The organism is Mycetocola zhujimingii, assembly GCF_003065425.1.
Taxonomy (GTDB): Bacteria; Actinomycetota; Actinomycetes; order Actinomycetales; family Microbacteriaceae; genus Mycetocola_A; species Mycetocola_A zhujimingii.
The window spans coordinates 175829-188119 of sequence record NZ_CP026949.1 but is presented as its reverse complement, the minus strand read 5'-3'; the positions used below and the strand labels follow the sequence as shown (position 1 = coordinate 188119).

Sequence of the window (12291 nt, the reverse complement as noted above, 5' to 3'; positions counted from 1 at the left end):
TGGACTCAAACATAAATGCTTGAGTCAATTGTTGTTTTCGACTCGAACCGAAGTCCGAGTCAAAAGATGCTCGCGTCCACTGTGTAGTTCTCAAAGTACGGGCGGTACCCACCCCATCCAACAACCCGAAGGTTCTCGTCGAACAGGAGAAGGTCCAGAGGTACAGTCCGAAACACTCGAAAGCGTTTCGTTCCGGTCCCTCAGGACCCAACAGCGTGCAACATACGAACCGTGCCGGCCCGACTCTTTCCTTCCCCGGCAAAACCAGGGCGTACTCGTGTCGAATCATTACGATCCGTATCAATGTCAATGTTCCACCCATGAGCGCCAGCAGGAACGTTCGTCCCTGAACTGACTGGCCAGTGAATTCCGCTGTATACAGACGGACTGGCACGTGCTCCTTAGAAAGGAGGTGATCCAGCCGCACCTTCCGGTACGGCTACCTTGTTACGACTTAGTCCTAATTACCAATCCCACCTTAGACGGCTCCCTCCCAATAAAGGGTTAGGCCACCGGCGTCGGGTGTTACCGACTTTCATGACTTGACGGGCGGTGTGTACAAGGCCCGGGAACGTATTCACCGCAGCGTTGCTGATCTGCGATTACTAGCGACTCCGACTTCATGAGGTCGAGTTGCAGACCTCAATCCGAACTGGGACCAGCTTTTTGGGATTCGCTCCACCTCGCGGTATTGCAGCCCTTTGTACTGGCCATTGTAGCATGCGTGAAGCCCAAGACATAAGGGGCATGATGATTTGACGTCGTCCCCACCTTCCTCCGAGTTGACCCCGGCAGTATCCCATGAGTTCCCACCATTACGTGCTGGCAACATAGAACGAGGGTTGCGCTCGTTGCGGGACTTAACCCAACATCTCACGACACGAGCTGACGACAACCATGCACCACCTGTATACGAGTGTCCAAAGAGTTCACGATCTCTCGCGCGTTCTCGTATATGTCAAGCCTTGGTAAGGTTCTTCGCGTTGCATCGAATTAATCCGCATGCTCCGCCGCTTGTGCGGGCCCCCGTCAATTCCTTTGAGTTTTAGCCTTGCGGCCGTACTCCCCAGGCGGGGAACTTAATGCGTTAGCTGCGACACGGAGACCGTGGAATGGTCCCCACATCTAGTTCCCAACGTTTACGGGGTGGACTACCAGGGTATCTAAGCCTGTTTGCTCCCCACCCTTTCGCTCCTCAGCGTCAGTTACGGCCCAGAGATCTGCCTTCGCCATTGGTGTTCCTCCTGATATCTGCGCATTCCACCGCTACACCAGGAATTCCAATCTCCCCTACCGCACTCTAGTCTGCCCGTACCCACTGCAGGCTGGAGGTTGAGCCTCCAGTTTTCACAGCAGACGCGACAAACCGCCTACGAGCTCTTTACGCCCAATAATTCCGGACAACGCTTGCACCCTACGTATTACCGCGGCTGCTGGCACGTAGTTAGCCGGTGCTTTTTCTGCAGGTACCGTCACTTTCGCTTCTTCCCTGCTAAAAGAGGTTTACAACCCGAAGGCCGTCGTCCCTCACGCGGCGTTGCTGCATCAGGCTTTCGCCCATTGTGCAATATTCCCCACTGCTGCCTCCCGTAGGAGTCTGGGCCGTGTCTCAGTCCCAGTGTGGCCGGTCACCCTCTCAGGCCGGCTACCCGTCGTAGGCTTGGTGAGCCATTACCTCACCAACTACCTGATAGGCCGCGAGTCCATCCTTGACCAAAGTTCTTTCCAACCACTGAAGATGCCTTCGCGGTTCGTATCCGGTATTAGACGTCGTTTCCAACGCTTATCCCAGAGTCAAGGGCAGGTTACTCACGTGTTACTCACCCGTTCGCCACTAATCCGGAGAGCAAGCTCTCCTTCATCGTTCGACTTGCATGTGTTAAGCACGCCGCCAGCGTTCGTCCTGAGCCAGGATCAAACTCTCCGTAAATGTTTAATTGCACGACCACCGAAGTGACCGGCACATTGTTTGCGACATCCCACCGGAATAGGTGAAAACGTCGCGAGTTTGAAACTGACAGAACAAATCATTACTGACTTGCTTTGTTGTTTAAATGTTTTCCAAAGGAATCCGTAACCCAACCAGAAAAGGTCGAGTCAACGGGTATTTGGCATTTGACATTGTGCACGCTGTTGAGTTCTCAAGGATCGGATGCTCCCGCTTTTCACCCTCTCGGGCTGCTCCGCAGGGCAACTTCTCTACCCTACCACATGAATCAGCCGGTAAAACCGGCCGGTCCCCGTGACATCCGGCCAGGCCGGGCATCACAAAAATCGCCGAATTTCTTCGGTTCTTCCTGGGTGGGTTTATATCCTAAACCTCAAGATGAAGACACTCAAGAGTGTCTACGTTGAGGTGAGGAGGTGGTCCCGCATGAGGCCGGCGAGCTAAGCTCAGCCGCACCTTTGGGGTGACGAGTAGTTACTCTACGTTGGCTTTCGTCACTCCGGCAAATTGCACATGCACGCCGGGCGTGTCGCCTCTGATGCCGGCGCAAACGTCGCGGAGCTACTGAGGGGTTCCCCCACAGATGCGCCCGGCATGGTCGATTCCCGCACAACCAATTGGGGCTGGAACACGATGTGTTCGCGCGTGAAATCGTCGGGCGCTTCCGCCTCCCGCATGAGCAGGTCGACCGCGGTCGACCCGATGACGGCGCTCGGCTGCCTGACCGACGTGAGGGGAACCACCGCTGCGGCGGCGAAATCAATGTCGTCGTAGCCCACGATCGCGATGTCGTGAGGTACCGAGAGCGTGCCGAACATATTCAGCGCCTGGAGCAACCCCATCGCCACGAGGTCGTTTGCGGCAAACAGGCCATCCGGGCGCTCGGCGTCGGACCGATCCCGCACGGCTTCCCCTGCTCTTCTTCCCTGAAGGACGGTGAGGGCATCAGTTTCGATGTACTCGAGAGTGGCCCCTTCCGTCTCCGCTGCAGCTCTGCGTGCGCCGGCGAGCCGATCGGCCACCTGACGCAGGCTCATCGGTCCACCGACAACGGCGATTCGGCGTCGTCCAGTGTCAATCAGGTGCCGCACGGCGAGATACCCGCCAGCGACGTCGTCGACGGCAACCGAAGAGAACCGGTCGTCGGTTGTCGGTCTATCAACCAGAACAGCAGGGATGCGCCTGGAGTGCAGGCTCTCGAGCCTGTCGACACTATCCCCGACCGGTGAGATGAGGACACCGCGGACCCGCTGCTTCTCGAAGAGGTCGAGGTAGGCCGCCTCACGCTCGACGTTTTCGTCGCTGTTGCCGAGAAGAACTGTGAGACCGTCTTCGGCCGCGCGGTCTTCGGCACCTCGCGCGACGTCGGTAAAGAACGGGTTCGAGACATCGAGAACGATCAGCCCGATGCTGAGGCTCCGTCCCGCCCTGAGCTGCCGTGCCGCGTCGTTGCGCACGAAACCCAGTTCGTCGATCGCTTTCCTTACACGCTCAACGGTCCGGGGTGACACCTTGTCCGGCCGGTTGAGCACGTTGGAGACAGTCCCTACAGAAACTCCCGCGCGGTTCGCTACGTCACGAACGCTCATTCCCATAACGCAATCCTCCATGGCCGGTGATGCCAGCGTATAGGCGAACCCGTGGATCGCTGCCTGACGTCGGGCTTCGCGAGGGCGCAGATGCACTGAGCGAGGCATCCCTCTCACTGTGACGGCGAGCTTCACACGCGAACGGTAAGCCGGGCTATGCCGGCACCGTCCCCTCTGGTAACTTGGTGCTCAAAGCTGAAACGATTCACTAATTTGCTTCCCGCGCATGAAGTTCAGTAAGGACGAAGAACAATGACGATCGACTCCACGGTGCTTGCCACGCTCGAGAAACAGGCCATCGAGCTCCCTTCATGGGCGTTCGGGAATTCCGGCACCCGGTTCAAGGTCTTTGGGACCCCCGGCACCCCTCGCACCATCCAGGAGAAGCTCTCGGATGCCGCGAAGGTGAACGAGCTCACGGGACTCGCTCCTCAGGTGGCACTCCACATTCCCTGGGACAAGGTCGACGATTACGCTGCGCTTCGTGACTACGCAGCGAACCTCAAGGTCTCGCTCGGTACGGTCAACTCAAACACGTTCCAGGACGACATCTACAAGTTCGGCTCGCTCACGCACACCGATGCAGCCGTCCGCCAGAAAGCCATCGATCATCACTTCGAGTGCATTGACATCATGGGCGAAACCGGGTCGCGGGACCTTAAGATCTGGCTCGCCGACGGCACTAACTACCCGGGGCAGGGCGACATCCGTGGCCGCCAGGACCGGCTCGCCGAGTCACTCGAAAAGATCTACGCGCGCCTCGGCGACGACCAGCGCCTCGTGCTCGAGTACAAGTTCTTCGAGCCGGCTTTTTACCACACCGATGTTCCCGACTGGGGAACGAGCTACGCCCAGGTCAGCGCCCTCGGCGACAAGGCGCTCGTCTGCCTCGACACCGGCCACCACGCTCCCGGCACCAACATCGAGTTCATCGTCGCCCAGTTGCTCCGCCTCGGCAAGCTCGGCTCCTTTGACTTCAATTCCCGGTTCTACGCCGATGACGACCTCATCGTCGGTGCGGCTGACCCGTTCCAGCTGTTCCGGATCCTCTATGAGGTCGTCCGCGGTGGCGGACTCGACGACGACTCACCCGTCGCGTTCATGCTCGACCAGTGCCACAACGTCGAGGACAAGATCCCCGGCCAGATCCGCAGCGTGCTCAACGTTCAGGAGATGACGGCGCGCGCGCTGCTCGTCGACCGTGACGCCCTTCTCACCGCGCAGAACGCGGGCGATGTGCTCGGCGCCAACGGCATCCTCATGGACGCGTTCTACACGGATGTTCGCGGCGACCTCGCCGCGTGGCGTGAGTCGCGCGGTCTTCCGGCCGACCCGATGGCCGCATACGCGGCATCCGGTTACCAGGAGCAGATCGCCGCTGAGCGCGTTGGCGGCCAGCAGGCGGGCTGGGGCGCGTAAGCGTCAGGCGTGCCGGTCGTGGCGGGTCAGGCTACGCGGTCTACCCGACCCGATCGAGAAACTGGATGACGCGACCGCTGAGAAGCTCCGCCGAATCCGGTTCGTATGACGGAAGGCTGGAGTCGGCGAACAGGTGCGCGTCGCCCGGGTAGAGAAACAGCTCACCGTCATCGGCCTGCGCGATGAGAGTACGTGCCGCGTCAATGTCGCCCGAGTCCACGAACTCCGGATCACTCTCCGTCGCGTGGATTTGCACCGGAAGCGGGGCCGGCCAGGCATCGGCGAACTCAGTGACCGGCAGGCACGCGGAGAAGAACAGCGCACCGCGCGCGCCGGGCCGGGATTCCGCGAGCAGTTGAGCCGGCATGACCCCGAGTGAAAAGCCGGCGTAGACGAGGTCGGTCGGCAGGTCCGCGGCCACAGCGCTCCCCCGACGCAAAATCGCTGCGAACCCGATCTCTCGGGCATGGTTCACGCCCTCCTCGAGAGTTTCGAAGGTGCGCCCGTCAAACAGATCGGGCACGTGCACCTCGTTGCCAGCCTCTCGAAGCAGCTCGGCGAATTCACGGATGCCCTGGGTCAGGCCGTGAACATGATGGAACAGCAGAACCTCGGCCATGAGAAACCCTTTCGTCCGGTTACGCACACGGTTGTCGTGCCGTCATGAATATCAACCTGCGCGAACCAGCGCCAGAGTCAGATGCCCCCGTACCTGCGCCGCGTGAGCCCGTTGAGGAGAGAGGCAAACACGAGCACGAGACCGAGCGCGAGCAGTTGCACCTGCACCCCGTCGTTGCCAGGGAACGCGAGCAGGATGCCGGCATTGAGCCACACGATGAGGACCGTTGCGAGGACAACCCCGGAGACCCTCCCGATGCCACCAGTGATGGCGACCCCGCCGAGTACGGCGATCGTAATGGCGGGCAGTGCCATCCCGTTGCCGCTCGTGCCGGCGTCAGGTCGCGCCGATGCAAACTGCGCGACCGTGACAATTCCCACCAGACCAGAGATCAGCCCTGACAGTACATAGACAGCGAAGCGATTGGGCCGAACGTTGATTCCTGCCCAGACAGCCGCCGTGTTGTTGGTGCCGAGCGCGTACACGCGGCGCCCGAACGTCGTCTTGTTGAGCAGTACCCAGACCACGACAACCACCGGAATAAGGAAGGTGAAGATGCCGAGCGGAATCAGCGGCAGGTACGACCCGATGAGCGGCAGCTCGATGGCCTTCGCCGCTGAGTAGAAGGTCTGGATCTCGGTCGAGTTCACCGGCTTCTGGCCGCTCCAGACGAGCGCAATCGATCGATAGGCGTAGAACGTCGCGAGGGTCGCGATGAGCGGGGGGAAGCCGATGAATGACACCAGCGCACCATTGATCCCGCCCAGAATGCCGCCAAGCACGACGGCGAAGATCATCGCGATCACGAGATTCCAGCCCCACAACCCGTATGACATCCCAAACGCGATGCCGGTGACCGAGACCATGGAGCCAACCGACAGGTCAATGCCCCCGCGCCCCGAGAGAATGACGCCGAGCTGCGCGAGACCGAGCATTGCAAGCGGGACGGCGTTGATAAGCGAGGCGGCGAGATAGTCGGAGTTGTATGAGCCGCTGAGGATGTCAGCGCCGTCGAGCACGGTCATGACGAGGAGCACGACGACGATGAGGACGGCAAGAAGGACGATGCGCTGGGTGAGCAGCGCCTCAAGAGCCCGAGAGGCGATGCCCCGCTTCGGCTCCTGTGGTTTTTGAAGTGGTGCCTGGGGAGCTGTTGTCACACTCACGCTTTCCTCCTTCGTGCCCGCTCACGCAACAAGTCGGTGCCGACGGCGACGATGATAAAAAGGCCGACGAACAGGTTCGCCAGCTGGGATGGCCAACCGAGCTGGGTGACCCCCGAGTTGACCGTCTGCACGAGGATGGCCCCGAGGAGCGTCCCGATGACCGACCCGCGACCGCCGAGAATCGACGTACCCCCAATCACGACAGCCGCGATGACCGCGAGTTCCCTCCCCGTTCCCACGCCCTGGTCGAGGGTCGATGTTCCGGCGGCAATGAAGAAGCAGGCACCGAGGCCGACGAGTGCCCCGGTGATCGCATAGGCGAGCACCGTGCGCGGTTGCACTTTCACCCCGGCGAGGCGGGCAGCATTCGCGTTGCCTCCGATGGCGAACAGGTGTCTTCCACCAGCGGTATTGCGGAGGTACCACCACGCGGCGACGACAACGAGGACCGTGATGGCGAAACTGTGCGGCACTCCGAGCGTTCGGCCGGACTCTCCGCGCCCGAACACGTCCAGGGTGGACGGGATGTTGTTCACGGTCGACGACCCGAAGATCCGCAGCGCGAAGAACTGAAAGATGTTCGCCGTTCCGAAGGTGATGATGATGGCGTGTACACGGCCGTACGCGATGAGAACACCGTTGACCAAACCGAGAACCGTTCCGAGGACCATGCTCACGAGCACGGCGACGATCAGTGGGACATCGAAGTTGACCAGCAGTTTCGCTGTCACCACCGCGCAGAGGGCGATCGCACCACCAACCGAAACGTCGATACCGGCGGTGATGATGATGAACGTCATCCCCACGCCGATGAGCGCGATCGGGGCAACGGAAACGAACAGGGGCTGGATGGACGATGGGCTCAAAAACGAGGGGGTGAAGATCCCAAGCAGCGCCCAGAGCACGGCGATGACGCCGACGAGGACGAACTCCTGCCCGGTCACCGGTGGCGGCAGGATCCGCCTCACGATCGGCTTCTCGGTCGGCTCTGTCACCAGCGCGGTCATGGCTTCTCCTCACGTCGCTGGGTTTCGCCCGCTGCGGCCGCCAGAATGTGGACCTGCGTGGCATCCGGAGTGAATTCCCGGGCGATCTCGCCGCTTCGAATCACGAGAATCCGGTCAGAGATCCGCAAAACCTCACCGAGGTCGCTCGTCACGACCAGAACAGCTGCGCCACCGGCGGCGAGGTCATCGATGATGCGGTGGATCTCCTCCTTGGCACCGACGTCGACGCCCTGTGTGGGTTCGACGAGCACGAGGAGCTCCGGGTGGCTGACCAGCTGACGGGCAAGAACAACCTTTTGGGCGTTGCCGCCCGACATGGCACTGATCGGTTGTTTCTCACTCGGCGTCTTGACCGCGAGCCTGGAAATGAAATCGCGCGCGATCTCGCGCTCCACCCGACGTTCAACCCAGCCGCGCACCCTCGACAACAGCTGAAGCTCGCCAATAGTGATGTTGAAGGCGATGCTCTGGAACGAGAACGCTCCCTGCGCGGATCGGTCGGCGGGGAGAAGATGGATGCCGCGCTTCTTTGCCGAAGACGGACGACGGATCACGACGGGCTGGTTTTTCAACAGCATCCGGCCGCCGGTCGGTTTTTGCATGCCGTAGATGGTGCTGGCGATCTCTCCGGCACCTGAGCCGATCAGGCCGTACAGACCGACGATCTCGCCAGAGTGGACCGTCAGACTGATTGCATCAAAGGCGTTCGCGAGGCTCAGGGCATCCAGTTCGAGCACGACGTCGCCGCGCGCCGCAGCGTCATCCCCACGTGGCTCGGCCAGCATTCCACCGACCATGAGTTCGGCGATTTCGCGCACGGTGAGCTCGTCAATCGGTCGTGTGGTGATGGTTTCGCCGTCGCGCATGACCGTCACGACATCGGCGATGCGGAAGAGCTCGTCGAGTCGATGCGAAATGTAGAGGACGGCGACGCCCGTTGCGGTCAAGCGGCGGATGACGGCGAAGAGCACGTCGATCTCGGCGTCTGTGAGGATCGCCGACGGTTCATCGAGGATGAGCACACGCGCGTCTCCGGCGAGCGCCTTCGCGATCGACACCTGCTGTTGTTGCGCGATCGACAGGCTGCCGACCGGTTCGGCGGCGATCGTGACGGGGAGCCCGACCGTGTCGAGGAGATCGTGCATTTGCGCGGCCTGTCCCGTCCAGTCGACACGGATGCCCCGGGTAAGTTCGCGACCAACGAAGACGTTCTCTGCAACGCTGAGTTCGGGAAAGAGCTGGGGTTCCTGGTAGACGGTTTGCACTCCGAGCCCGATGGCATCCGTCGTTGAGGAAATCGTGACGGGACGACCGTCGAATTCGAGCGAGCCGGCATCCGCCCGTTCCGCGCCCGCCACGATCTTGATGAGCGTTGACTTGCCTGCACCGTTCTCGCCGACCAGAGCGTGCACGGTTCCGGGAGCAACGGACATGTCCGCGTTGCGGATCGCGCGCACGCCGCCGTAACTCTTGGTCACTCCGGAGAGGGTGAGCCGTGGCCGGACATCCGCTGAGGTGTCGAGGTTCGACATGGGGTCCTTCCTGTGAGACGGGGATCGCCGGCTGGCTCTCCCCGTCTCGGTCGGTGATTCGGCCTAGTAGTCGTACTCGTCGACGTTCTCGGTCGTGATCGTCAGCGGGGGTCCGAGCAGGAGCACCTTCGTCTCCGAGTCGTACTCGACCTCGGGCAGGTCGTCGCTCACGTTGTTCGTGGCCTCGAGTTCATTACCCTCGGCGAGCTGCAACCCGGTCCACGCGGTGAGGTAGCCGAGTGCTTCGACATCCCAGAGGATCGACGCACTCGATGAACCGTCTTCCAGGTACGGTTTCATCGACTGGGGGGTTCCGAGACCGACCGTGAACACCTGACCGACCTTGCCGGCATCAGATACCGCCTGCGCGACGCCAGGAGCACTCGACGTGCACTCACCGACGAGGCCGGTGAGGTCTGGGTGTGCGTTCATGAGGTCGGTTGCCATCGATGTGGCCATGGCCTGGTCTTCGCCCGCGTAGACGATGTCAACGATCTCGGCGTCGGGGTACTGCTCGGCCGTGTACGCCTCCTGCACTTCAATCCACGCGTTGAGGTTGGCCGCGGTCTCACCGCACGAGACAATCGCATACTTGCCTGACCCACCCATCGCCTCGAGCAGCGCGTCGGTGAGCCCTTCGCCGATGCCTTCGACCGAGGCCTGGTTGACGAACACCTCACGCACAGAGCTGGGCGCGTCGGTGTCACTCGTCGCCACCTGGATGCCGGCGTCAGCGGCCTCCTCGAGGAGCGGCGCCATCGAGTCAGGGTCGTTGGGTGCAACGATGAGCGCGTCGACGCCCTGCTGAATGAACGAGCGGACGATGTCAGCCTGCGCCGCGGCATCCGCCGTTGTTGGCCCCTGATAGAGCCATTCAATGCCGAGCTCTTCAGCCGCGGCCTCACCGCCAGCGTTCATCGCCTCGAAGTAGGGGATGCCCTGCAGCTTGGGCACGAACGCAACGGTGATCTGTTCGTCGCCCCCACCTCCGCCCCCACCGGCGTCACCGGAATCGCCACGACTCGTGCATGCGGTCATGGCGAAAGCTGCCGTCAACGCGAGTGCGCCGACCGCGAGTGTCTTCTTCCTTCTCAACAACACAGTTGTGCCTCTTTCTTCTCTCAACCGGGCAACTCTGCCCTGACGATCGCGGCGGATCCGCCGCGAGGTGTTCTTCTGGGTGTGACGGTCATGCCGGTACCTCGCTGGTCTCGGTTGTGTGATTACGTTCCACGGGAACCACGGCAATCTCGACCCCCGAGCCCTCCCACCCAGCAGCAAACCCGGGGTCAACAGCGTCATCGGTGTAGAGCGCAGTGATCTGTCCGGGGTCCGCGAACGCGTGCAGGCCGAAGCCCGAGGCCTTCGCTGCGGCGAAGAGCCCAACGACCGCGTCACACGAACGCGCGAGCGCGCGCTTGGCCACACACTCCTCCGTCGACAGTTCGAGCAGACCGAGACTCCGCGACACGCTCGATACACCGAAGAAGCCCGTCTTCACCCGGCCGCGGCCCTCGAGCACATCCGAAAATGCGCCGACTACCGACCCGGACGCACGACGCAACACTCCCCCGGGAAGGATGACTGTGGCATCCGATCGCTCCATCAGGAGACTGGCAAGACGGATGCCGTTGGTCACGATCACGAGACCGGTTCGGTCGATCAGCTCGTTCGCGAGGTAATAGGTCGTCGATGAGGAGTCAATGGCGATGACGTCGCCATCGTTGACGAGCTCGGATGCCGCCCGAGCGATCGCTCGCTTCGCTCGGGCATCGGTGCGAAGGCGGCTCTCGAACGCGTCTTCCTCGCGCGGGGCGGAGGCAACCGCGCCGCCCCGGACCCGGCGGAGAAGTGATCGCTGCTCGAGCAGGTCGAGGTCTTTGCGCACGGTGACGGCGGAGACACCGAGCCGGGTGGCAAGGTCGTTGACGGTGACGCGGCCCTTGATGAGGAGGGCATCGAGAATCGCCTCTTCGCGAACGAAATCGTATCGACTCATCGCTCCTCCGCTCGGCAACAGTGACGAACTCTCAGCTTTCCCTCGCAATGTAGGCCGAATCGTCAATTCGCGTCAAGAAACGAAACCAAAACGTTGCCAAACGCTTGCGCAATCCGCGTGCTGCAAGCGCGCGACGGCGGCGGGCCCCCGGGCGGTAACATTTCACTCCAGACCGAGGAGCGGGAATCATGGCAACAACATCGACCGTCGACGCTGAGTCCCGTCGGGAGCGGCTGCTCGAGATCCTCACCGCTGACGGGATCATTCGACTGGACGCCGCGGCGGAATCCCTCGGTGTTTCGGCGATGACCGTTCGCCGCGACCTCGCCGACCTCGAGGTGGAAGGCAGGCTGCGGCGCGTTCGCGGCGGTGCCGTGCCGTCGCTCAAGCCACGCTCGTTCCTCGACCGGATGTCGACGGGAGCCGACGCCAAGCGCGTCATCGCTGAGAAGGTGCTTGCGCTGATGCCCGCCACCGGAGCCGTCGCATTCGATGCGTCATCCACCGCGGGAACCGTGCTCACTCGCATGGAGGGATCGGGCGCTGACCTCACCGTTGCCACGAACTCGTACGAGAACTTCCAGAGTGCGCGGCGGCTCGGGGGGATGCCGCTGCTGATCGGTGGTGAGGCCGAGGAGCGCACAGACAGCTTCGTCGGCCTGTTGGCGTGCCAGGCGGCCGGTTCGCTGCACTACTCGCACTTCTTCACTTCAGCGGGCGCGGTCGACCCCGAGCGCGGAACGAGTGAAGTCACTCTCGCGGAGGCGCAGGTCAAGCTCGCGTTCGTCGCGGCGGCAGACGAAACGGTCCTCCTCGTCGACTCCTCCAAACTCGGCCAGCGTGCCCTTGCGCGTGCCCTGGACTGGCAGCGGGTAAGCCTCATGGTCACCGAACTCGATCCCGCCGACGCCCGGCTTGATCCGTACAGGGAGCTCGTCGAACTCGCCTGAACGGGAGCGACCCTTGACCGACGCGATGGCCGGTGTTACTTTCTGTAAGAGTTAACATGAAC

9 protein-coding genes and 1 rRNA gene are annotated in these 12291 nt (G+C 62.0%); 2 read left to right on the top strand and 8 right to left on the bottom strand.

Annotation, left to right across the window (positions count from 1 at the left end; genetic code table 11):
• Positions 1–405: 405 nt before the first annotated feature.
• Positions 406–1930, bottom strand: a 16S ribosomal RNA gene (locus C3E77_RS00880).
• Positions 1931–2442: 512 nt separating this feature from the next.
• Positions 2443–3543: a LacI family DNA-binding transcriptional regulator gene (locus C3E77_RS00875; RefSeq protein ID WP_108389923.1), complete on the bottom strand. Its 1101-nt coding sequence runs from the start codon at positions 3541–3543 to the stop codon at positions 2443–2445.
• A 246-nt stretch (positions 3544–3789) separates the two neighbouring features.
• On the opposite strand from C3E77_RS00875, the gene rhaI reads away from it, so the two are divergent.
• Positions 3790–4956, top strand: a complete 1167-nt coding sequence (rhaI, locus tag C3E77_RS00870; protein ID WP_108389922.1) for an L-rhamnose isomerase — start codon at positions 3790–3792, stop codon at positions 4954–4956.
• A 40-nt stretch (positions 4957–4996) separates the two neighbouring features.
• On the opposite strand, the gene C3E77_RS00865 is transcribed toward rhaI, so the two are convergent.
• The 6 genes from C3E77_RS00865 to C3E77_RS00840 all read right to left on the bottom strand — a co-directional run bounded on the left by C3E77_RS00865 (position 4997) and on the right by C3E77_RS00840 (position 11279).
• On the bottom strand, positions 4997–5575 hold the full coding sequence (locus tag C3E77_RS00865; protein ID WP_108389921.1) for a dienelactone hydrolase family protein: 579 nt from the start codon (positions 5573–5575) through the stop codon (positions 4997–4999).
• Between the two features lie 77 nt (positions 5576–5652).
• Positions 5653–6741 (bottom strand): ABC transporter permease, encoded by a 1089-nt coding sequence (locus C3E77_RS00860; RefSeq protein WP_198410473.1) that lies wholly within the window; start codon positions 6739–6741, stop codon positions 5653–5655.
• Entirely contained in the window at positions 6738–7748 is a 1011-nt protein-coding gene (locus C3E77_RS00855) for an ABC transporter permease (protein WP_108389920.1), read from the bottom strand. Before C3E77_RS00855 ends, C3E77_RS00860 begins: the two co-directional genes overlap by 4 nt.
• Positions 7745–9280: a sugar ABC transporter ATP-binding protein gene (locus tag C3E77_RS00850; protein WP_108389919.1), complete on the bottom strand. Its 1536-nt coding sequence runs from the start codon at positions 9278–9280 to the stop codon at positions 7745–7747. The genes C3E77_RS00855 and C3E77_RS00850 overlap by 4 nt, the downstream gene beginning before the upstream one ends.
• 63 nt (positions 9281–9343) lie before the next feature.
• Entirely contained in the window at positions 9344–10405 is a 1062-nt protein-coding gene (locus tag C3E77_RS00845) for an autoinducer 2 ABC transporter substrate-binding protein (RefSeq protein WP_198412171.1), read from the bottom strand.
• A 64-nt stretch (positions 10406–10469) separates the two neighbouring features.
• Positions 10470–11279, bottom strand: a complete 810-nt coding sequence (locus tag C3E77_RS00840) for a DeoR/GlpR family DNA-binding transcription regulator (protein ID WP_108389918.1) — start codon at positions 11277–11279, stop codon at positions 10470–10472.
• A 188-nt stretch (positions 11280–11467) separates the two neighbouring features.
• On the opposite strand from C3E77_RS00840, the gene C3E77_RS00835 reads away from it, so the two are divergent.
• Positions 11468–12229: a DeoR/GlpR family DNA-binding transcription regulator gene (locus tag C3E77_RS00835; protein ID WP_108389917.1), complete on the top strand. Its 762-nt coding sequence runs from the start codon at positions 11468–11470 to the stop codon at positions 12227–12229.
• Positions 12230–12291 lie beyond the last annotated feature (62 nt).